The following is a 20,497-nucleotide window of genomic DNA, read 5'->3' as shown; positions in this document are numbered from 1 at the left end:
CCCCCCAGCCGTTAGCTGGCACTCTGCCCTATGGAGCCCGGACTTTCCTCCCCCTGATCATTTTCGTCACAGGCAGCGATCATCTTGGCTGACTCGGCGCGCAGTATACATGAGGCTAATACCAAGCGCAGTAAAATTTACTCTTTTTCTTCAATAATTGTTTTATATAAAGCGTTTTTCTTCATACCAAAGTATTCAGCAACCACACCACACGCCTTTTTCATTGGCATTTCACTTTCAAGAAGTGCCAGCATTTTGCGCGCTTCAGGCGGAACATCGTCTATTTGCTTTGGTTTGCCCGGAAGCATAAGCACTATTTCGCCGCGCTGCTTGGTAGGATCATCAGTTAAAAACTGTTTAAGCTCACTTACACTACCATTAAAAAATGTTTCAAAGGTTTTGGTTAGCTCTTTAGCAAACACAACTTGCTGCTCATCACCAAGGGCTAGTGCTAAATCATCAAGACTTGCCATAATACGGTGCGTACTTTCGTACATTATGCTGGTAATACCTGAGTTAACAGCTTCGGTAAAAAAGTCTTGGCGAGCTTTACTTTTAGCTGGCGTAAAACCAATAAACTGAAAGCGGTCGGTTGGTAAACCTGAACAACATACGGCTGTAATTGCAGCACATGCACCTGGAACAGGTGTAACATGAGCGCCTTGTTCGCGACATAAATTTACAACAGCGTAGCCTGGATCACTAATTAGCGGTGTACCAGCGTCAGATACTAAAGCAATATTTAAACCTTGATTAAGTTGATCAATAATTTGTTGTGCTTTTTGCTTTTCGTTGTGGTCGTGTAATGCAAACGTTTTTGCCTTAATTCCAAAGTGGCTAAGTAGCTTGCCGGTATGGCGAGTGTCTTCAGCAGCTATTAAGTCAACTTGCGATAATGTCGCAATGGCACGGTGACTTAAGTCGTCATAATTGCCAATTGGGGTGGCAACAATGTAAAGAGTGCCAATTTTCTGTGAATTCTCCTCATTTAACATTGAGGTCTCCTGCGTCAGTCAGTAATATAAGCAAATCGCGTTAACGTATTGGGAAATCATTGTGCGACTTAAACTAGTTAGTCTATTAATTATATTGTCAGGGTTATCGGCGTGTAGCACAACCGAAAAACCAACTAAAAACAGCGATAACGTAAGTAACCGCACTAATGCACTGCAAAATCAGGCAACCAGTGCGCAATCTATCTATCAATTGGCGAAAAACCGCCAAGGTGCCGATAAAATACAGTTATTGTATAGCGCCCGTGATGCAGCAATTAGTGAGCAAAACTGGCCTTTATTGGAGATAATTGGGAATGAGCTTGAATTAACCGCAAGTGTTGATCAAATCCAGAACCGTCTTTATATTGCATTTGCACAAAAACAACAGAATAAAAATGATCAAGCTTTGGTTATTTTACAGTCGCTAGACGGACAACTGACTCAACCTGAGCATTTTGCTTGGCATCAGTTTTTAACGGCCAGCATTTACGCATCGCAAAATTTTTCTAAAAAAGCTGCACCCTACTTTTTTAGAGCCTCTGAAACAGCAACAAAAAATAATATAGAAATCCCTCAACTTAATCAAAATTTGTGGGATAACTTAAAGCAACTTTCTTCTTACGCGCTTGAACGCTTTAACCGTGGTTCGGTTATTCAGCAAGGGTGGGCTAACCTAGCGTTATATCATCAAGTATATGCAAGTAGTGGCGTAGAGTTAGATCAAGCGATCAACAATTGGCGCAGACGCTATATTGGGCATCCGGCTTTTACTGTATTACCTGAACAAGATGAAATGCTTACTGAACTTGCTCCTATCAATATAGAGCGCTTAGTTGTGCTGTTTCCACAATCGGGCCCTAACGAACGTTTAGGTGATGCCCTTAAAGCTGGCGTATTAGCTGCACTTGATACGCAAAATATCAACGACACTATTTTTATTGATGAAAACCTAAGTACAGAAGAAATTGCAGCGCAACTTGAAGAAATAAAGCCTGACTTTGTAATTGGTCCTCTACTTAAAGCAAATATTGATAAACTTGCCAATGCACAAACTCTTATTGATACTCCGGTACTACATTTAAACACCTTTGATGGTGAGCGAATTTCGCTTCAGCATTATTACTTTGCACTAAACCCTGAGCACGAAGTACAACAAGCCTTAGAACACTTTTTAACTAAGGGCTATCAAAAACCTATGTTGCTTGCACCAAATAACGCAAATGGCCAACGCTTGGTTGATTACTTTAACTTACAGTGGCAACGCTATAGCGAAACCAAGCCGCAAATAGGTTTTTATAACGATAAAAAAGATATGCCCAATACAATTAACAGCTTGTTAGAAGTTGATAAATCAAAAGAGCGCATAAAAACGATTAAAGCACTATTTAAACAGGAAGTAGAAAACGAAACCCGTTCGCGTAGTGATATAGACGTTATTTATATTTTGGGTGATGCAATAGAAACACGCTTAATTAAACCCTACCTCGATGTAAACGTAAGTACATTTGCAGATCGTATTCCACTTTATGCCAGCTCTAAAAGTCATAGTAAACAAATTGACAGTACTGACAAAGGCGACTTAGACGGCCTATACTTCACTGAATTGCCGTGGATGCTCGATTCGCAAATTAAACAACATAACTTACGCCAGCAGTATGATTCGTTATGGCCAGAGCAAGTAGATATTAGCCAGCGCTTATTTGCAATGGCGTACGATGCTGTATCAATATTACATGACATCAGGCAGTTAAGCGTAATGCCAGGCAATCAATATAGTGGTTTAAGCGGTAAGTTATCTGTTAATACCAGCGGCCATATAGAACGCACGCTCGACTGGGCTCAATATACAAACCGTCGCATTAAGCCTGTGCAATTAGAAACACAACGCCCTGTTCCATTGTTTATGCAATCAGCGGGTGACATACAAACTATCAATTAAACTTAATTAAGGGGGCGGCATGTCGTGGTTTAAAGAGCTGTGGCACAATAGTCGCGAAAAAGGCCAGTATTATGAGCTTGAAGCGCAAAAATACTTAGTTACTCAAGGGCTAACACCCATTGAACGTAATTATTACTGCCCCTTTGGTGAGCTTGATGTCATTATGAAAGAAGGCGATACCCTTGTATTCGTTGAGGTTAAGTTTCGCAAAAATAATGCTCGTGGCGGTGCCAACTATGCGCTTAGTCCACAAAAACAAGCTCGATTAAAACGTAGTATTTATCATTACTTAGCAGCTAAAAATTTAACTAACCAAGCTCTAAGAATTGATTATGTAGCCATTACAGGAGAAGCATCTCCTAATATTAATTGGCTTAAAAATGTATTTTAAACGCAAATACAAAGATAAATTATTGGTAGGCTATGCAAGACACAATTAAAGAAATTTTTACAGAAAGCATTCAAGTTCAAATCGCTGCTGGTGAAGTGCTACCTAGTGCTCTTGAGTCAGCTGCATTTACTATTGCACAAAGTCTGATCAACGGAAATAAACTCATTTGCTGCGGTACTGCAAATTGCCACATGCTCGCTCAGCATATGGCGGGTGTATTGGTTAATCATTATGAAACCGAACGTCCCTGCTTACCTGCAATTGCTCTATCGCAAGAAAACGTTAATCTTGGGCAAAGTACTCAAGTAGACGATCACGATACATTTGCTCGCCAAGTCCGCGCTTTTGCCCAGCAAGGTGATTTATTGCTTGTACTGGCTATAAACGGTAACGAAAAACATGTTATTTCTGCCGTTGAAGCTGCACTAACTAAAGATATGAAGGTCATAGTTATGGTTGGTGATGATGGTGGCGAGTTGGTAGGCCTACTTGGACCTAACGATGTTGAAATTAGATCGCCATCTAAACGCCCTAGCCGCATTATCGAATCCCATTTAGTTAACTTACATTGTTTAAGCGAACTTGTTGATTTAACGCTTTTCCCTCAGGATGAAAATTATGTTTAAACGCTCTCTTATTGTTTTAGGTACTGTTGTATTACTGCAAGGCTGCGCAGCCGCTGTTGTTGCAGGTACAGCCAGTGCAGTAACTGCAGCGAACGACCGTCGTACTATTGGCTCTCAAATTGACGATAACAATATTGAAATAAAAGCCAGTATTGCACTTAGCGAAGTAGAACGTCTTGAAAAGTTTGCCAATATAAGCGCTGTAAGCGTTAACGGTATTGTTTTACTTGTTGGCCAAGTATCTAACGAAGAAATGAGAAACGAAGCGCAGCGCACCATTGAGGGCGTTTCAGGTATTCGTAAAATACATAACCAAATTCGTATTGGCTCAAATACTGGCATTACTACACAAACTCACGACTCTTGGCTAACTTCTAAAGTAAAAGCCCAGCTACTAACAGCAAAAGACATTAGCAGTAATAATATTAAAGTAGTGACAGAAAATGCTGAAGTTTTTTTAATGGGCTTAGTATCTGACTCTGAGTCAACTCAAGCTGTAAATATTGCCCGCAATGTTTCTGGCGTAGAGCGTGTAATTAAAGTATTTGAATATATGTAATACCAATCTGCTTATATATGGGGTCTATTTAACGTTAAGAAAATTACGCTAGAACTAGGCAAAAATTTTTATATCTAGTTGTTCTAAATAAAAAATTTTTAACGACGTTATAGTGCAATTTAATTCGTTAAATTGATCAAAGATTTATGCAGGTTGGTATAAAGTAAAATACAGACATAAAAAAACCGCTTATTCAGCGGTTTTTTTTGGCATTTACTTATTATTTAATAACGCGTAAATGAGAGCCTTTTTTCTTCTCAGGCTTTTCTGGTGGTGTTTCATCAATAAACTCAGCTGATGAATCAACACTTTCAAGCTCTGGCACAAAATCGTCTTCGTCCTCTAAAAACTCATCTGCGGTAAAGACTGTTCCTTCGCCATTTTCACGCGCGTATATTGCAAGCACAGCACCTAGAGGTACATACACTTGCATTGGCTGACCACCAAAGCGCGCACTGAAGCTAAGTTGGGTTAAGTCTAACGAAAACTGTGTGACCGCTGATGGACTTATGTTTAAAACAATTTGTCCGTCTTGAACAAATTGTGTTGGCACTTGTACATTTGCAAATCCAGCGTCTACCACTAAATGCGGTGTACACTCGTTATCGACTATCCAATCAAAAAAAGCACGTAATAAATAAGGACGATTAGGCGTCATTATAAACGGATCTCACGCTCAGCTTCAGTTAAAGAGGCTTGGAATGACTCACGTTCAAATAAACGGATCATGTACTCTTTAAGCTCTTTAGAACCTGCACCATTAAGCTCAATACCAAACTCTGGTAAACGCCATAATAGTGGAGCTAAATAACAGTCTACTAAGCTAAACTCTTCACTCATAAAGTAAGGTGCTTCGCTAAAAATAGGTGCTACAGCAAGCAATGCTTCTGTTAGCTCTTTACGAGCTTGAGCAGCGTCTGACGTGTTGTTACTGATTTTGTCAGCTAGGCTGTACCAATCAGTATCAATACGATGCATCATTAAGCGGCTACGACCACGCATTACCGGGTAAACAGGCATTAGTGGAGGATGAGGAAAACGTTCATCAAGGTATTCCATGATGATGTTTGCCTGGTATAAACCAAGCTCACGGTCAATCAGTGTTGGCACTGTACCGTAAGGGTTAATTTCGTGAAGTGCTTCTGGCAAGTTATCTTTTTCAGCCAAATGAATATCTACACTTACACCTTTTTCCGCAAGTACAATACGTACTTGGTGGCTATACATACAGTTAGCACCAGAAAAAAGGGTCATTACAGGGCGCTTATTGGCAGCTACGGCCATGCCTATACCTCCATTAAATAACTAAAACAGCAAAAGGGGCTTAAGCCCCTATTGCAAAATTACCTTTAAAAATGTTCAACCTAATGAACATCTCTCCAGTATTCTTTCTTAAGCATAAATGCCAAGATAAACAGGATAATTAAAAATCCTATTACCTTAATACCTAGCGCTTCCGATTCAAGACGTGAAGGTTCACCCACGTACTCAAGGAAGTTTGTTAAATCACGAGCCGCTTGGTCGTATTCATCTATGCTTAATTCGCCCGTACCATCTGTTTCAGTAGCAATAACTTTAGTCACAGTGTGACCATGCTCTTGTACTTCTTTAGTGATAGGTGTTGGTAAACCTTGTAGTTCTTGAAGAACGTGAGGCATACCTACCGATGGGAAAACAATGTTGTTAACCCCAAACGGACGAGATTCATCTTTATAAAACGATTTTAAGTACGTGTAAATATAATCTGGTGATTTTACACGAGCAATTAGAGTTAAATCCGGCGGAGCCGCACCAAACCATTTTGCTGCATCGTCTTTTGTAATCGCGTTAGTAATATGACTACCAACTTTAGAACCGTCAAAAATCAACTGCTCTAAACCAACCTCTGTTGGGATACCGATATCACGAAAAGTACGTTCATAACGTTGATACTGCATTTGGTGACAACCAAGACAGTAGTTCATGAACAACTTTGCACCGCGTTGTAAAGATGGTTGATCAGTAAGGTCGTTGTTCGCTTCCATTAAAGGAACCGATGGACCCGCTGCCATAACCATGTTCGGCAACAAGTTTACTGATAAAGCAAATAAACCAATAATAAGCTTCTTCATCATTTCGTTAACCTCTCTGGCAATGGCTTAGTTTTTTCGTTCTTACTGTATACAAACAACAGTACGAAGAACATAAAGTAAGTCACAGTACAGATTTGAGAAATAATCGTTTTCATATCAGTTTGTGGAGTTGCACCCACCCAACCTAGAAGAACGAAAGTTACAACAAAACCTGCAATGTTCCATTTATGGAAACCACAACGGTAACGAACCGATTTAACTCTACCACGGTCTACCCAAGGTAGTAACGCAAGTACCACAATCGATGCACCCATCGCCGCAACACCGATTAACTTATCAGGGATTGCACGTAAGATTGCATAGAATGGCGTAAAGTACCAAACCGGGAAAATATGCTCAGGTGTTTTAAGTGGGTTAGCTGCCTCGAAGTTTGGACCTTCTAAAAAGAAGCCATTCATCGCTGGCATAAAGAAAACAACCCAACAGAACAATATTAAGAAACCAACCACACCCACAATATCTTTAACTGTGTAGTAAGGGTGGAACGGTATCGCATCAACAATATCTTTTTTGTCAGTGTAATACTCATGAAATTTAAATTTAGGCTTATCTTCTTCAGCTACTGAGCCTTTCTTACGTTTAATCTCAATACCTTCAGGGTTATTTGAACCCACTTCGTGTAGAGCAACAATGTGTAAGAAAACTAAGATTACAATAACCAGTGGTAGTGCAATTACATGTAATGCAAAGAAGCGGTTAAGCGTTGCACCTGATATTACATAGTCACCACGGATCCAAAGTGTTAAGTCATCACCAATAACCGGAATAGCCCCGAATAAGGAGATGATTACCTGTGCACCCCAAAACGACATTTGCCCCCATGGTAATAAATACCCCATGAATGCTTCAGCCATTAATGCTAAGAAAATAAACATACCAAACAACCACAGTAATTCACGTGGTTTTTGATAAGAACCGTAGATCATGCCACGGAACATATGCATATATACAACGATGAAAAACGCTGATGCACCGGTTGAGTGCAAGTAACGTAATAACCAGCCATATTCTACATCACGCATGATGTATTCTACTGAAGCGAATGCGCCTTCAGAAGACGGAACAAAGTTCATCGTTAACCAAATACCTGTTAGGATTTGGTTTACTAGTACCAACATGGCTAATGAGCCAAAAAAGTACCAGAAGTTAAAGTTTTTAGGTGCTGGATACTGTGCAATATGCATGTTCCAAACACGTGTCATTGGGATACGGTCGTCTATCCAACCAATAATCTTACCAAACATTAGGCTGCCCCTTTTTCTTCGCCCACTAAAATAGTGGTCTCATCAAGAAAAGTATAAGGTGGTATCTCTAAGTTTAATGGAGCAGGTACCGATTGAAATACACGGCCAGCCATATCAAATTTAGAACCATGACATGGGCAATAGAAGCCATCATCGGTTCCTTCAACTTTCTCACTAAAGTTACCTTGGAAAAAGCCAGGTGAACACCCTAAATGCGTACAAATACCTACAGCCAGAAAGATTTCTGGACGTAATGAACGGTAATCATTTGTTGATGATTCTAATTGTTGTGGCTCTTGCGAATGCGGATCACGAAGTTGACCTTCATGTTCTTTCATTTGCTCAAGCATTTTTGGGGTCCGTGATACAACCCATACAGGTTTACCACGCCACTCGACACGTATTAATTGTCCCGGTTCAAGTTTGCTGATATCTACTTCTACAGGCGCACCCGCAGATTTAGCTCGCTCACTTGGATTCCAAGACGCAATAAAAGGAACAGCAGCCCCAGCCGCACCAACACCACCTACAACAGAGGTAGCTATGGTTAAAAAGCGACGTCGGCCATTGTCTACAGGCGCATTGCTCATCCACTTATCTCCACTATGATTCTCAACACTTGCTATATTGAGAACATCAGTTACAGCAGGTTAATTATTCGAATTTTTAAAATAGAAGCGATCATAATTAAAACCCTTGATTAAAACAAGGTTATTCAAAGCCCTATGCTCGAATAAAACTAACTTGATCAAAATTTGATTAAGTAAGCTCGAGAATAAAGCCGAACGACTATAATAACGCTTCTGTAAAAACAATATACTGACCAAGATCAACACCACTAAGAGGAAACAGTAAAAAACTGTACATAGTGCGGTTAAACTCACTCATTTTACTTCAATGCCAATTGTAGCAAAAAATTCCACCAATTAACTGATGGATTTAAACTAATTACGATAATTATTTAACTTTTTTGCAGCTATCTGAGTGTTTTTTAACTTTCGTTTGATTAATACGCAGTTATTAATCAATTTGATCATCATTAATTGCTGCAATCACCCAGTATCACCGTCGATATAAATAACTTTATATTAAGTTGCAAATGTAAACATTTTGATTTGAAAACAAAAAACCCAGCATAAGCTGGGTTTTTGAATTCTTGATAACGTATAGATTAACGTTTTGAGAACTGTGGACGCTTACGCGCTTTCTTAAGACCCACTTTCTTACGTTCAACTTTACGTGCATCACGTGTAACAAAACCTGCTTTACGAAGTTGTGAACGTAATGATTCGTCAAACTCCATAAGTGCACGAGTGATACCATGACGGATAGCACCAGCTTGACCAGTTGTACCACCACCAGAAACGGTGATGTAAAGGTCAAATTTTTCAGTCATATCAACTAGCTCAAGAGCTTGATGAACAACCATGCGTGCTGTTTCGCGACCAAAATACTCTTCTAGAGAGCGTTTGTTGATTACGATGTTACCAGTGCCTGGGCGTAAGAATACGCGAGCACTTGAACTTTTACGACGACCTGTACCGTAGTATTGATTTGCCATGATGGTGCTCCTTAAATGTCTAGAACCTGAGGCTGTTGTGCAGCATGGTTGTGCTCAGTACCTGTGTAAACTTTAAGTTTACGGTACATAGCGCGGCCTAAAGGACCACGTGGCAACATGCCCTTAACAGCCTTCTCGATGATCATTTCAGGCTTTGCAGCTTGAAGTTTATCAAAAGTAGTAGACTTAAGACCACCTGGAAAACCAGAGTGTGAATAGTACACTTTGTTTTTGAATTTGTTACCAGTTACAGTAACTTTTTCAGCGTTGATAACGATGATATAATCACCAGTATCTACGTGCGGTGTATATTCAACTTTATGCTTACCGCGTAAGCGATGAGCGATTTCAGTAGCGATGCGACCTAAAGTTTTACCTTCAGCGTCAACTACGTACCAGTCACGTTTTACTGTTTCTGGTTTAGCAACAAACGTTTTCATTTATAAAAATCCAATGTTTTTCAATTAAAACCACAAGTAGTTAATATTAACTACTGCTCTAAGTTTGCTATAACCCCTTCGAGTTTTAGACTTTTGCGCCGCTCACAAGTGGCTAGACTATATGAGGGCATAGAACGCAACGTGGCAGACGCGGGAGTATACCAGCACTTAAAACACATTGCTACTCGCCGGTTGTTTTTTCCACAAGAAATTTTAGAAATAAGAAGTACTATATATGCACCTCTTATTTTTAATGGCTACCTATTACACTTTTACCTACTTATTTAAACCAAATGCTCTCTAGCTAAATACTCTAGAGACTGCATTTCTTGCAAACGGCTTATACAGCGCTTAAATTCAAAGTTTAAGTTACCTTGGGTATAAAGTTCGGTAATAGGTTTTTCAGCCGATATAATTAAAGTTACATGGCGCTCGTAAAATTCATCCACTAAAGCAATAAAGCGTCTAGCGGCATCATCATTAGTTTGCCCAAGCTGTTTTACGTTAGAAATAATCACCGTATTATATAAGCGACTAATCTCCATGTAATCAACCTGACTACGCGCTGTTTCGCATAATTCACTAAACTCAAACATCACCACGCATTTAGCTACTTTTCGCGTTTTGATTAAACGACCTTCTATCTCTATCGGCTCATCTAATTGTCCAGGCTCTGACGATAGCTTATCGAAGTATTCAAATAGGTTTTTATCCGCTTCTTTATCTAACGGACTATGAAAAATTTCGGCTTGCTCTAAGGTACGCAACCGATAATCAATACCTGAGTCTACATTAACTATTTCTGTATTGAGCTTAACCAGTTCTATAGCAGGGACAAAGCGGGCACGCTGCAAGCCATTTCTGTAAAGCTCATCAGGCACTATATTAGATGTAGCAACAAGTACTATACCCCGTGCAAATAGCGCTTCCATTAAGCCACCTAGCAACATAGCATCGGTAATGTCTTGAACAAAAAACTCATCAAAACAAATTATGTCTGTTTCTGCTTTGAAAGTGTCGGCTATTTTTTCTAATGGATTAGCCGTATTGTTTAGTTTTTTAAGCTCATTATGCACTCGGTGCATAAATCGATGAAAGTGCACGCGCATTTTACGTGTGCCCGGTAGTGATTCGTAAAAAGTGTCAACTAAATAAGTTTTACCACGCCCTACTCCACCCCAAAAGTACAAACCTTTTATAGGCGCAGGTTCATCTTTACTAAATAACTTAGCAAAAAAACCTTTTTGTTTTGGCTTTGCCTGAGTTAGGTCATCGTATAGACGTTGTAAATGGCGCACAGCATTTTCTTGTGCTGCGTCGTGTACAAAGTCATCTCGCTTTAAGTCTTGTTGGTATGTTTGCCAAGGAGTCATATCTATTTACAGTTAAAACACAGTTTAATTTGCAAAGCATATTAACACGCATCATAACTCGGGGTATATTACACTTAGTATGATTTATAATTGAATCGGCATTCGTTAGTTATTTTCCCAAAGGGGTAGTTTTTATGGGCACAGTTATGTGGGTAGGTTTAATTGTTATTGCTGCTGTTGTAGCATTTTTTATTGGCGCATTTGTTACTAAAAAACAATTCAAACAAGATGAATTAAAAGAGCAGGCAGAGCAAGCTGAAAACGCGTTAGAGCAGTATCGTCAAGATGTCGCTGATCATTTAGCGAATACTGGCAAGCTCGTAAATAAAATGAAAGAAAACTATGACCAACTGCTTAGTCACGTTGAAGAAACAAACCAACTTCTTTTAGAAGATAGAAATAAAGCACCAGCAGAACCTTATTTTTCTAAAGAAACAACAGAACAACTACAAGCGTCTTTAAAAGAACGTCGTTCAGATCGTTCTTCAGCCGCAGCGCAACCAGCTGATTATGTATCGGGTGAATCAGGTTTATTTGCTGGTCAAAATAAAGTTTCAGAACATTCTAAAGTATCTTGATGAACTTTTTTTAGACCCCATAGTCTTTAGATATAACAGCTTTGTTGTTTTATCTTAATAAACCAAAAAGGGCTGCTTTTAAAGTAGCCCTTTTTGTTTTTGCTTTATCTTAAGTGGAGTTACCCCTGACTATGAAAATGAAATTATCACTTATCAGCGCAGCTATTCTATCTACAAGCTTATTAATGAGCCCTGTAGCGTCTTATGCAAAAATGCCAATTGCAGTAAATGGTCAACAACTACCCACTCTTGCCCCCATGCTAGAGAAAATATCTCCTGGTGTTGTAAGTATCCAAGTTTCAGGCTCTAAAGAAGTACGCCGCCGTGCAGATCCTCTCGAATATTTTTTTGGACAGCAACAGCCTCGCAGTCAAAAACGCCAATTTAGTGGATTAGGTTCTGGGGTCATTATTGATGCTGATGAGGGCTATGTAGTGACTAATAACCACGTAATCCAAGACGCCGAAAAAATGGTAGTTACTCTCGAAGATGGCCGTGAATTTGAAGCTACTAAAATTGGTACTGACACAGAATCAGACATCGCTCTTTTACAAATAGACGCTGATGACTTAACTGAAATCAAACTCGCTAACTCAGATAATTTACGAGTGGGTGACTTTGCTGTCGCTATTGGTAACCCATTTGGTCTTAGCCACACAGTTACATCAGGTATTGTTAGTGCTCTTGGTCGAAGTGGTTTAAACATTGAGGGCTACGAAGATTTCATTCAAACCGACGCAGCCATTAACCAAGGTAATTCTGGCGGTGCCTTAGTTAACCTCAATGGTGAGTTGATTGGTATTAATACCGCTATTTTAGGTGCTTCTGGCGGCAACGTGGGTATTGGTTTTGCGATTCCATCTAACATGATGAAAAATCTAGTCGATCAAATTATTGAACATGGTGAAGTACGTCGAGGCTCGTTAGGCATTTCTGGTCGTCCACTTGATGCTGGACTTGCAAAAGCACAGCAACTTGATGTCAAACAAGGTGCTTATGTAATGCAAGTAATGGACGACACTGCCGCAAGTAAGGCTGGAATTGAAGCTGGTGACGTTATCGTTAGCATAAACGGTGGCGACATTAGTGGCTTTCATGAACTACGTAGTAAAATTGCTACGCTAGGTGAAGGCCGTGAGATAAAACTAGGCATTTACCGCGATGGTAAAATTAAAACAGTGAAAGTAACTCTTGATGGTGCATCAGGTGTTACAGCGACCGGTGAAGAGCTGCATCCTGCATTCCAAGGTGCGACACTTGAAAATGTACAAAAAAACAGTAATAAAGGTGTTGAGGTTACTTCTGTAGATCCTCGCTCACCGTCTGCCCGTGTTGGCCTTGAAGAAGGCGATATTATTATGCAAGTGAATCGTCAACGAGTTGAAACGATTCGCGACATGAATAAAATCATCGACAGTACAAAAGGTAATATAGTACTTGGCGTGCAACGTGGTCGTGAGTCTATATTTATTTTAATTCAGTAATAAATAGCACTATTAATGTAATAAAAATAACAGTGGCACTTGCCGCTGTTATTTTTTTTATGTCATCATAAAGAGATTGCTCACTTACATAATAAGAAAATCGTGCTGAAACTAATAAAATTTATTCTTCCCCCTTTATTTGCAGGCCTAAGTATTGCTTTTTTAGTGGTTTTTTTCAGCCCTAATATGCGAGCTGCTTTACTTCCAAATGTTCCCCTACCAAGCGCAATGAGTTCGAGTCACCTGAGTTTTTCTGATGCAGTTAAACGAGCAGCTCCTTCTGTGGTTACTATTTTTTCAGAAAGTATTTCCAAAGAACCTCGTTATAAAAGAAAAAACACGGTACAAGAGCTAGGCTCTGGCGTCATCATGTCGCAAGACGGTTACATTCTTACCAACTACCATGTTGTTAATAATGCAGATCAAATTATGGTTATTCTAACCGATGGCAGACGCTTTTTTGATGTACAGCTAATTGGTTTTGATACTATTACTGATCTAGCCTTACTTAAAATCAATGCAGATCACCTCCCGGTAATTCCTGTAAATGATAGCTATGTATCCAATGTAGGCGATGTTGTACTTGCCATAGGTAACCCGCTTAATTTAGGCCAAACAATCACGCAAGGCATTATTAGCGCAACGGGTAAGCAAAAAATTACAGACAGTCCGTACAATAACTTATTGCAAATGGATGCGGCTATTAATGTGGGCAACTCTGGCGGCGCATTAGTTAACTCCAATGGTGATTTAGTCGGCATTACTTCTGCGCAGTTTAAAACGCGTGAGAACTTGAATATTCAAGGAATATTCTTTGCGGTTCCTTACTCACTTGCTAAAAAAGTAATGGGTAAGCTCATTCGTCATGGTCGTGTTGTGCGCGGCTATTTAGGCTTTGAAGGCACAGCAGTAGATAGTACCGGCAAGGAAGTAAACGACAGTCTGACCCCTGTTACTGGCATGCGTATTACTAATTTAGACCCTTTGGGACCAGCATGGCAAGCGGGTATTGAAGAGCAAGATATTGTTATTAAAATTGCAGGGCTTTCGGTAGCAAATCCACAAAAAGTGCTGGAAGAAATAGGTAATACAGAACCAGGTAAAGAAATAGAATTTGAGCTTTACCGGAATGGTAAAATAGAAAAAATCATGGTGGTGGTAGCTGAGCTTGAAACAAAGCTTTAATAAAAAATAATACCAACTTCCATAAATCGTCAATAAAAAGGTCGGATAGCAATTTGCGTATCCGACCTTTTTAAAATAGCTTAGCTAGTTAAATATCTACTTAACTACTTCGACGTTTAATATTTGCACCCAACGCACTTAGCTTATCTTCAATGCGCTGATAACCTCTATCAACGTGATAAATACGGTCAACAACCGTTTCACCCTGTGCCACTATACCCGTTAAGATTAAGCTAGCTGAAGCGCGTAGGTCGGTTGCCATCACTTGCGCGCCCGTTAGGCTCTCAGTCTCACCACAAATTGCGGTATGCCCTTCTAAACGAATATTAGCGCCCATACGCTGCAACTCAGGTACATGCATAAAACGGTTTTCAAAAATTGTTTCCGTAATCGTTGCACTACCATTTGCTACTACATTTAATGCTGTAAACTGAGCTTGCATATCCGTAGGAAAACCTGGGTGTGGAGCTGTTTTAATATTCACGGCTCTCAGTTCTCGGCCGCGCATATCAAGATAAATACTGTCGTTATGCACTTCTAGATGTGCATTTGTTGCGCGTAACTTTTCAATCACAGGCTCAAGAGAATGAAAGTCAGTGTTTTTACAAAGTACTTCACCGCCTGCCATTGCTGCAGCGACTAAAAATGTACCTGTTTCTATTCTGTCTGGTAAAATGCTGTGCTCGCATCCTGCTAAACGCTCAACGCCTTCAACTTCAATGCGGCTAGTGCCTGCACCCGTAATTTTAGCGCCCATAGCAATTAAGCAGTTAGCTAAATCAATTATTTCGGGCTCGCGTGCAGCATTATCAAGTATGGTTTTACCATCAGCGAGGGCTGCTGCCATCAATAGATTTTCGGTAGCGCCTACGCTTACCATTTCCATAAAGATTTCAGCGCCTTTTAAGCGACCGTTTACCTTGGCATTAATATAACCATTTTCAACGTTTATTTGTGCGCCCATGCGCTCCAAACCTTGAATATGTATATCAACAGGGCGAGCACCAATAGCACACCCACCAGGTAAAGACACTTGAGCTTCACCAAAACGAGCAACTAAAGGGCCTAATGCAAGTACTGAAGCACGCATTTGCTTAACTAAGTCGTATGGCGCTAATGTTTTATTAACCGTTGCGCCGTCAATCACTAGCGTATCGCCGTGCCAATTAACATCAGCGCCTAGAGTTTTTAATAAGGCTTCAGTGGTCACTATATCGCGAAGGCGCGGTACATTAGTAAATGTACTTTTTCCATCAGCTAATAATGAAGCAAACAAAATAGGAAGTGCGGCATTTTTAGCGCCAGAAATAGTCACTTCACCAGCAAGTGAAGTACCACCTTGAATTACAAATTGATCCATTAAGAGGCCCTATTTATTGCGGTAAAATAAATTTTTGTTCACGCTTCCACTCTACAGGAGTAAATGCACGAATAGATACTGCGTGAATTGTGCCATCTGAAATTGTATTCATTAATGGGCCATAAACTAGCTGCTGCTTTTTAACTTGGCTTAAACCGTCAAAGCATTCACCTACTGCAACAACTTCATAATGACTACCATTGGCTTTTACATGTACTTCAGCTAATTGAAGTTCTTCGCGTAATAATGTTTCGACTTGGCTAGTTTCCATAACTCTCACTCAAATAGGGTTGTAACCTGACCCAATTGCATTAAATTTTGCAATTGCTCAGGTAGGTTTTGCAACTCAAGGCGAATGCCTTGCTGCTTTAATTCTGCAAAAGAGTGAATTAACCAAGCTAAGCCCGCTGTGTCAACCCTAGATACACCACTTAGGTCGAAATAGATGATTTTATGCTTGGTTAATAGCTTGTTGTTCAGAAGCTGTTCATCGCCAATTGAATTTCGAGTAAGCTCACCGTTTACTCGAAAATGTTGCCCATCAACTTGGCTTATTGCCAATTTAGTCATTCGAGTTACTGCCTCTAAACTGAACTGGTAGCTGACTCTTTTGCTCTAAAAGGTTACTTACATTATCAATACCTTGCTGACGCAAAATACCTTGTAGCTCACTTTGTTTTGCATCTAGTAAACTAATACCTTCAGCAATCATATCGTACGCGCGCCATTCACCGTCACGGTCTTCGCGTACTTTAAAATCGATTCTGATATCAGGTTTACCATCTTCAATAATTTTAGTTTTAACGACAACGACATCTTTGCCTTTAAATGCTTGTTCTGCACCAAACTCAACTTTCTGGTTTGTATATTGAGTGAATACACCTGCATAAGTAGCAACTAAATACTCTCTAAACACACCAATAAAGCGTTGAATTTCTTTAATTGCTTTGGCTTTTTCAGCTTCGTCGGTAATTGCACGTACTTTAGATACTTCACTACCTAGTACGCGAAGTGCTGCATATTTGTAGTCGATATAAGGCATTAATTCTTCTTCAACGATTACGCGAAGATGCTCTTGATTTTTAACAATTAATGGCTGATCTTTTTTAATACGTGCGAATGTATTATCGGCAACTTGGCGTACCATTTTATTTGGATCGATTAATTTCACATCTGCTGCACTTACGCTTTGAGTTAGCGTCATTGTGCCAATTGCTACAATAGCTAAAAACTTTTTCAACATAATAATTACTCACTACCTTGGTTGAATAAAAACTGCCCGATTAATTCTTCAAGTACAATAGCAGACTTAGTATCAGTGATTGAATCGCCATCACCTAGTGCTTTGCTTTCTATGCCAAATAAGTCGTCAATTGCTTCGTCTTGCTTGTTTTCAGTCACTGTTTCGCCTAAACAACGTTGCTTAGCAGAATCTGGAGAAATTACAGGGTGAATACCTAAGTACTGCTCACCTAAAATACCCGACGTTAAAATAGAAATTGAGCTTGTGTCTGAAAAACGACATAAGTACTGTGCATCAATAGTCATATTAACGACTGGTAAAAATTCTTGTGGGTGAACATAAATTGATTCAACACGCCCAATTACAACACCGCCTACTTTTACTGGTGCACGTGCTTTTAATGAGCCAATATTTTCAAACTTGGCATTAAGCGTATATGTTTCACCCGAGCCACTAATACCTGAATTGGCGACTTTAAGTGCTAGCATCGCAAAAGCTAAAATGCCAAGTGCTACAAAAAAACCAACTAAAATTTCTAATTTCCGTGAATTCATTATCTATACCCTATTAGCTGGTAAACATTACCGCTGTCAAAATAAAGTCAAAACCTAACACTGCTAATGACGAATGAACAACCGTTTCGGTGGTTGCTTTGCTGATCCCTTCTGAGGTCGGCACACAGTCATATCCTTTATAAAGCGCAATCCAGGTCACCACTATGGCAAATACAAAACTCTTAATAATACCGTTTAGTATGTCTTGCTGAAACGACACTTGTGATTGCATGATTGACCAAAAACTACCTGTATCAACCCCCAGCCAATCTACACCTACTAAATGAGCGCCTATGATTGCTACGGCTGAAAATATCAATGCAAGCAATGGCATGCTTATAAAACCCGCCCAAAAGCGTGGTGCAATAATACGTTTTAGCGGATCGATTGCCATCATCTCAAGTGATGAAAGTTGCTCTGTTGCTTTCATTAAGCCAATTTCAGCAGTCAATGCGCTACCTGCGCGTCCTGCAAATAGTAATGCAGTAACAACCGGGCCCAGTTCTCGCAATAAACTCAGTGCCACTAACGGCCCTAAGCTATCCTCAGCGCCATAACCAACTAATACGGTGTAACCTTGTAAAGCCAATACCATGCCGATAAACAAACCCGACACCATAATAATGAGTAACGATTGCGAACCCACCATATAAAGCTGGCGAACAAGTAACGGTGTGCCTTTTTTAAAATTAGGAACATGCACTAATGCACTAAACAGCATAAAAGCCGAACGGCCAAGAGCCGCAAAGCGTCCTAGCGTTTTATGCCCTAGCTTTTGAAATAAATCCAGCATTATGCTTTTTCTCCAAGTAGTTCGTCTGCATAAGCTTGAGCCGGAAAATGAAATGGTACTGGACCATCCGACAAGCCTTTTAAAAACTGTTGAACTAAAGGGGATTCATGATTACGCATTTCATCAGGAGTACCACAACCAATTACCCCTTGATCGGCGATAATTATAACGTGCTCGGCAATACTCATTACCTCCGTCACATCGTGCGTCACGATTAAAGACGATAAACCCAATACCTCATTAAGCGACTTAATTAGCTTAACCAATACGCCCATCGAAATAGGATCTTGTCCTGCAAATGGCTCATCGTACATGATTAGCTCTGGATCAAGTGCTATAGCGCGCGCAAGTGCAGCACGCCTTGCCATACCGCCGGACAACTCAGAGGGCATTAAATCTTTAGCGCCACGTAGCCCTACTGCTTGCAGCTTCATTAACACAACTAATCGGATAAGGTCTTCGCTTAGCTTTGTGTGCTCTCTTATAGGAAATGCGATATTGTCAAATACCGACATATCAGTAAACAACGCACCACTTTGAAAAAGCATACTCATTTTAGTACGTGCTTCGTATAACTCTTTACGAGACATTTTAGGAATGCTGCCACCTTCAAATAAAATATCACCTGAATCTGGTTTAAGCTGACCACCAATTAAACGCAACATAGTGGTTTTGCCAATTCCGCTTGGCCCCATGATCGCAGTAATTTTACCTTTAGGAACGCTAAAACTCATATTTTTATATATGATTCTATTGCCTCTCGAAAAGCTAACATCCTTGACTTCTACTATTGATTGCGACAAGTCGCTCTCCATAAAAATGTTCACTAGTGCACCTATTTTAAAGCTTTTTTGTCAAAGATGGAAAAAACAATTCGTAAGATTTTGTAATACACCCATGAAAAGGATTATAAGACTCGCTCAAAACAGCTTAACCCCGGCTTAAATTTTTAAATTAGCTGTTTAAAAGCAGCATTGTTACGTAGTTGACCTTACTCTTTTATTTATACTTTCATCTTGGCTTTTGTTACTATTCGCGCCATCCGTATTTTGTATAACTGGCTTAACACAATGGTTACCTCGTTTGTTATTTTAATTCTTGGTTTTGCAGCTCTTGTTTGGAGTGCAGACAGGTTTGTTTATGGCGCTGCGGCTCTTGCTAAAAACTTTGGTGTACCTACACTTATTGTTGGTTTAACCGTGGTAGCTATGGGCTCTTCAGCGCCCGAAATGATGGTTTCAGCCTCTGCTGCTTTAGCTAACAAAACCGACACAGCCGTTGGTAATGCTGTTGGCTCTAACATTACAAACATTTTACTTGTGTTAGGTATCACAGCTTTATTTCGCCCTCTTTCAGTTTCATCAAGTACATTAAAACGCGAAATGCCATTGGTAATGCTCGTGTCTTTAGTTACTTGGTATGTGTTCTCAGATAACTACTTTTCATTTAATGAAGGTGTTGCACTTTTGGTTGGCTTTATCGTATTCATCGGTGGGTTAATTATTGTATCTATGCGTGCAAAAAACCAAGATGATCCATTTGTGTCAGAAGCCTGCGACGACGTCCCTAACGATGTACCTACGAAAAAAGCGGTATTTTGGTTAGTTGTCGGCATGATACTCCTACCTGTTAGTTCTCATTTTTTAATAGGTTCGGCTGTCGATATTGCTAAATACTTCGGCTTAAGCGACTTAGTCATTGGCTTAACAATTATTGCCATCGGTACTAGTTTGCCTGAACTTGCCGCTTCGGTTGCAGGTGTACTTAAAAATGAAGATGATTTAGCACTAGGTAATATTGTTGGCTCAAACATATTTAATATTCTAGCGGTATTACCACTTGCCGGTATTATTAACCCTTCTGCCATTGATCCATCATTAGTAAGCCGAGACGTATTAATTATGATTGCTGCAACACTTGCTCTTATTATTATGTCATTGAACTTTAGAGGTACCCAACGTATCAATAGAGTAGAAGGCGGCTTATTGCTAATAGCGTTTTTGGGTTACCAAGGGTATATTTTTAGTCAAGTAGGGTAAA

The 20,497-nt window shown here is 39.9% G+C and carries 24 protein-coding genes; 8 read left to right on the top strand and 16 right to left on the bottom strand.

Going from position 1 to position 20,497, the window contains the following annotated elements; all coding sequences use genetic code 11:
• Window positions 1-137 precede the first annotated feature (137 nt).
• Window positions 138-995, bottom strand: coding sequence for a 16S rRNA (cytidine(1402)-2'-O)-methyltransferase (gene rsmI, locus L659_RS0108230; RefSeq protein ID WP_010554279.1), 858 nt, complete (start codon window positions 993-995; stop codon window positions 138-140).
• Between the two features lie 61 nt (window positions 996-1,056).
• On the opposite strand from rsmI, the gene L659_RS0108225 reads away from it, so the two are divergent.
• From L659_RS0108225 to dolP, 4 genes are read left to right on the top strand one after another with little or no spacing between them, the layout of a single operon-like run.
• Window positions 1,057-2,934, top strand: a complete 1,878-nt coding sequence (locus L659_RS0108225; protein WP_024590202.1) for a penicillin-binding protein activator — start codon at window positions 1,057-1,059, stop codon at window positions 2,932-2,934.
• Window positions 2,935-2,953: 19 nt separating this feature from the next.
• A complete protein-coding gene (locus L659_RS0108220; RefSeq protein ID WP_010554278.1) occupies window positions 2,954-3,325 on the top strand; it encodes a YraN family protein in 372 nt (123 codons plus the stop codon).
• 32 nt (window positions 3,326-3,357) lie between these two features.
• The gene (locus L659_RS0108215) at window positions 3,358-3,951 is read left to right on the top strand and encodes an SIS domain-containing protein (protein WP_002957968.1); all 594 of its coding nucleotides are present in this window, start codon (window positions 3,358-3,360) and stop codon (window positions 3,949-3,951) included.
• The gene (gene dolP / locus L659_RS0108210; protein ID WP_024590201.1) at window positions 3,944-4,510 is read left to right on the top strand and encodes a division/outer membrane stress-associated lipid-binding lipoprotein; all 567 of its coding nucleotides are present in this window, start codon (window positions 3,944-3,946) and stop codon (window positions 4,508-4,510) included. The genes L659_RS0108215 and dolP overlap by 8 nt, the downstream gene beginning before the upstream one ends.
• Window positions 4,511-4,730: 220 nt before the next feature.
• Here the strand turns inward: dolP and L659_RS0108205 are convergent, their stop codons facing one another.
• The 8 genes from L659_RS0108205 to zapE form a co-directional block, all read right to left on the bottom strand.
• Window positions 4,731-5,168, bottom strand: a complete 438-nt coding sequence (locus tag L659_RS0108205) for a ClpXP protease specificity-enhancing factor (RefSeq protein WP_007580339.1) — start codon at window positions 5,166-5,168, stop codon at window positions 4,731-4,733.
• The gene (sspA, locus tag L659_RS0108200) at window positions 5,168-5,794 is read right to left on the bottom strand and encodes a stringent starvation protein SspA (RefSeq protein WP_002957965.1); all 627 of its coding nucleotides are present in this window, start codon (window positions 5,792-5,794) and stop codon (window positions 5,168-5,170) included. The genes L659_RS0108205 and sspA overlap by 1 nt, the downstream gene beginning before the upstream one ends.
• A gap of 80 nt (window positions 5,795-5,874) precedes the next feature.
• Window positions 5,875-6,624: a cytochrome c1 gene (locus L659_RS0108195; protein ID WP_007580337.1), complete on the bottom strand. Its 750-nt coding sequence runs from the start codon at window positions 6,622-6,624 to the stop codon at window positions 5,875-5,877.
• Window positions 6,621-7,886: a cytochrome b gene (locus L659_RS0108190; protein ID WP_007580335.1), complete on the bottom strand. Its 1,266-nt coding sequence runs from the start codon at window positions 7,884-7,886 to the stop codon at window positions 6,621-6,623. The genes L659_RS0108195 and L659_RS0108190 overlap by 4 nt, the downstream gene beginning before the upstream one ends.
• Entirely contained in the window at window positions 7,886-8,476 is a 591-nt protein-coding gene (petA, locus tag L659_RS0108185) for a ubiquinol-cytochrome c reductase iron-sulfur subunit (RefSeq protein ID WP_007580333.1), read from the bottom strand. Before petA ends, L659_RS0108190 begins: the two co-directional genes overlap by 1 nt.
• A 581-nt stretch (window positions 8,477-9,057) precedes the next feature.
• Window positions 9,058-9,450 (bottom strand): 30S ribosomal protein S9, encoded by a 393-nt coding sequence (gene rpsI, locus L659_RS0108175; protein WP_024590200.1) that lies wholly within the window; start codon window positions 9,448-9,450, stop codon window positions 9,058-9,060.
• Window positions 9,451-9,458: 8 nt separating this feature from the next.
• Window positions 9,459-9,887 (bottom strand): 50S ribosomal protein L13, encoded by a 429-nt coding sequence (gene rplM, locus L659_RS0108170; RefSeq protein ID WP_007378318.1) that lies wholly within the window; start codon window positions 9,885-9,887, stop codon window positions 9,459-9,461.
• A 284-nt stretch (window positions 9,888-10,171) separates the two neighbouring features.
• Window positions 10,172-11,260, bottom strand: a complete 1,089-nt coding sequence (zapE, locus tag L659_RS0108165) for a cell division protein ZapE (RefSeq protein ID WP_010554277.1) — start codon at window positions 11,258-11,260, stop codon at window positions 10,172-10,174.
• Window positions 11,261-11,394: 134 nt separating this feature from the next.
• Between zapE and L659_RS0108160 the strand changes: the two genes are divergently transcribed.
• From L659_RS0108160 to L659_RS0108150, 3 genes are all read left to right on the top strand, one after another.
• Window positions 11,395-11,838 (top strand): YhcB family protein, encoded by a 444-nt coding sequence (locus L659_RS0108160; protein ID WP_007580324.1) that lies wholly within the window; start codon window positions 11,395-11,397, stop codon window positions 11,836-11,838.
• A gap of 131 nt (window positions 11,839-11,969) precedes the next feature.
• Window positions 11,970-13,322 carry a Do family serine endopeptidase gene (locus tag L659_RS0108155; protein ID WP_010554276.1) on the top strand — a complete coding sequence of 451 codons (1,353 nt, stop codon included), beginning with the start codon at window positions 11,970-11,972 and terminating at the stop codon, window positions 13,320-13,322.
• Between the two features lie 102 nt (window positions 13,323-13,424).
• Window positions 13,425-14,507 (top strand): trypsin-like peptidase domain-containing protein, encoded by a 1,083-nt coding sequence (locus L659_RS0108150; RefSeq protein WP_024590199.1) that lies wholly within the window; start codon window positions 13,425-13,427, stop codon window positions 14,505-14,507.
• Between the two features lie 100 nt (window positions 14,508-14,607).
• On the opposite strand, the gene murA is transcribed toward L659_RS0108150, so the two are convergent.
• From murA to L659_RS0108115, 7 genes are read right to left on the bottom strand one after another with little or no spacing between them, the layout of a single operon-like run.
• Window positions 14,608-15,867, bottom strand: coding sequence for a UDP-N-acetylglucosamine 1-carboxyvinyltransferase (gene murA / locus L659_RS0108145; RefSeq protein ID WP_007580318.1), 1,260 nt, complete (start codon window positions 15,865-15,867; stop codon window positions 14,608-14,610).
• A gap of 13 nt (window positions 15,868-15,880) precedes the next feature.
• The gene (locus tag L659_RS0108140; RefSeq protein WP_024590198.1) at window positions 15,881-16,138 is read right to left on the bottom strand and encodes a BolA family protein; all 258 of its coding nucleotides are present in this window, start codon (window positions 16,136-16,138) and stop codon (window positions 15,881-15,883) included.
• A 5-nt stretch (window positions 16,139-16,143) separates the two neighbouring features.
• Window positions 16,144-16,437 carry an STAS domain-containing protein gene (locus L659_RS0108135; protein WP_010554274.1) on the bottom strand — a complete coding sequence of 98 codons (294 nt, stop codon included), beginning with the start codon at window positions 16,435-16,437 and terminating at the stop codon, window positions 16,144-16,146.
• A complete protein-coding gene (locus L659_RS0108130) occupies window positions 16,430-17,110 on the bottom strand; it encodes an MlaC/ttg2D family ABC transporter substrate-binding protein (protein ID WP_007580315.1) in 681 nt (226 codons plus the stop codon). The genes L659_RS0108135 and L659_RS0108130 overlap by 8 nt, the downstream gene beginning before the upstream one ends.
• Before the next feature lie 5 nt (window positions 17,111-17,115).
• Entirely contained in the window at window positions 17,116-17,664 is a 549-nt protein-coding gene (gene mlaD / locus L659_RS0108125; protein WP_024590197.1) for an outer membrane lipid asymmetry maintenance protein MlaD, read from the bottom strand.
• 13 nt (window positions 17,665-17,677) lie between these two features.
• Window positions 17,678-18,457, bottom strand: a complete 780-nt coding sequence (gene mlaE, locus L659_RS0108120; RefSeq protein ID WP_024590196.1) for a lipid asymmetry maintenance ABC transporter permease subunit MlaE — start codon at window positions 18,455-18,457, stop codon at window positions 17,678-17,680.
• On the bottom strand, window positions 18,457-19,272 hold the full coding sequence (locus L659_RS0108115) for an ATP-binding cassette domain-containing protein (protein WP_081709149.1): 816 nt from the start codon (window positions 19,270-19,272) through the stop codon (window positions 18,457-18,459). The genes mlaE and L659_RS0108115 overlap by 1 nt, the downstream gene beginning before the upstream one ends.
• 255 nt (window positions 19,273-19,527) lie before the next feature.
• Between L659_RS0108115 and L659_RS0108110 the strand changes: the two genes are divergently transcribed.
• Window positions 19,528-20,496 carry a calcium/sodium antiporter gene (locus L659_RS0108110; RefSeq protein ID WP_024590194.1) on the top strand — a complete coding sequence of 323 codons (969 nt, stop codon included), beginning with the start codon at window positions 19,528-19,530 and terminating at the stop codon, window positions 20,494-20,496.
• The last annotated feature ends 1 nt before the right edge of the window (window position 20,497 follow it).

It is taken from the genome of Pseudoalteromonas sp. S8-8 (genome assembly GCF_000497875.1).
In the GTDB taxonomy this organism is placed as follows: Bacteria; Pseudomonadota; Gammaproteobacteria; order Enterobacterales; family Alteromonadaceae; genus Pseudoalteromonas; species Pseudoalteromonas arctica.
Note: the sequence above shows the minus strand (reverse complement) of the source record. Positions and strands in the feature narration are given on the sequence as shown.

Excerpts from the sequence above, each read along its gene's own strand:
- rsmI (WP_010554279.1), bottom strand. The coding sequence starts at position 995 with ATGTTAAATGAGGAGAATTCACAGAAAATTGGCACTCTTTACATTGTT.
- L659_RS0108220 (WP_010554278.1), top strand. The coding sequence starts at position 2,954 with ATGTCGTGGTTTAAAGAGCTGTGGCACAATAGTCGCGAAAAAGGCCAG.
- L659_RS0108215 (WP_002957968.1), top strand. The coding sequence starts at position 3,358 with ATGCAAGACACAATTAAAGAAATTTTTACAGAAAGCATTCAAGTTCAA.
- dolP (WP_024590201.1), top strand. The coding sequence starts at position 3,944 with ATGTTTAAACGCTCTCTTATTGTTTTAGGTACTGTTGTATTACTGCAA.
- L659_RS0108205 (WP_007580339.1), bottom strand. The coding sequence starts at position 5,168 with ATGACGCCTAATCGTCCTTATTTATTACGTGCTTTTTTTGATTGGATA.
- sspA (WP_002957965.1), bottom strand. The coding sequence starts at position 5,794 with ATGGCCGTAGCTGCCAATAAGCGCCCTGTAATGACCCTTTTTTCTGGT.
- L659_RS0108195 (WP_007580337.1), bottom strand. The coding sequence starts at position 6,624 with ATGATGAAGAAGCTTATTATTGGTTTATTTGCTTTATCAGTAAACTTG.
- L659_RS0108190 (WP_007580335.1), bottom strand. The coding sequence starts at position 7,886 with ATGTTTGGTAAGATTATTGGTTGGATAGACGACCGTATCCCAATGACA.
- petA (WP_007580333.1), bottom strand. The coding sequence starts at position 8,476 with ATGAGCAATGCGCCTGTAGACAATGGCCGACGTCGCTTTTTAACCATA.
- rplM (WP_007378318.1), bottom strand. The coding sequence starts at position 9,887 with ATGAAAACGTTTGTTGCTAAACCAGAAACAGTAAAACGTGACTGGTAC.
- zapE (WP_010554277.1), bottom strand. The coding sequence starts at position 11,260 with ATGACTCCTTGGCAAACATACCAACAAGACTTAAAGCGAGATGACTTT.
- L659_RS0108160 (WP_007580324.1), top strand. The coding sequence starts at position 11,395 with ATGGGCACAGTTATGTGGGTAGGTTTAATTGTTATTGCTGCTGTTGTA.
- L659_RS0108155 (WP_010554276.1), top strand. The coding sequence starts at position 11,970 with ATGAAAATGAAATTATCACTTATCAGCGCAGCTATTCTATCTACAAGC.
- murA (WP_007580318.1), bottom strand. The coding sequence starts at position 15,867 with ATGGATCAATTTGTAATTCAAGGTGGTACTTCACTTGCTGGTGAAGTG.
- L659_RS0108140 (WP_024590198.1), bottom strand. The coding sequence starts at position 16,138 with ATGGAAACTAGCCAAGTCGAAACATTATTACGCGAAGAACTTCAATTA.
- L659_RS0108135 (WP_010554274.1), bottom strand. The coding sequence starts at position 16,437 with ATGACTAAATTGGCAATAAGCCAAGTTGATGGGCAACATTTTCGAGTA.
- L659_RS0108130 (WP_007580315.1), bottom strand. The coding sequence starts at position 17,110 with ATGTTGAAAAAGTTTTTAGCTATTGTAGCAATTGGCACAATGACGCTA.
- mlaD (WP_024590197.1), bottom strand. The coding sequence starts at position 17,664 with ATGAATTCACGGAAATTAGAAATTTTAGTTGGTTTTTTTGTAGCACTT.
- mlaE (WP_024590196.1), bottom strand. The coding sequence starts at position 18,457 with ATGCTGGATTTATTTCAAAAGCTAGGGCATAAAACGCTAGGACGCTTT.
- L659_RS0108115 (WP_081709149.1), bottom strand. The coding sequence starts at position 19,272 with ATGGAGAGCGACTTGTCGCAATCAATAGTAGAAGTCAAGGATGTTAGC.
- L659_RS0108110 (WP_024590194.1), top strand. The coding sequence starts at position 19,528 with ATGGTTACCTCGTTTGTTATTTTAATTCTTGGTTTTGCAGCTCTTGTT.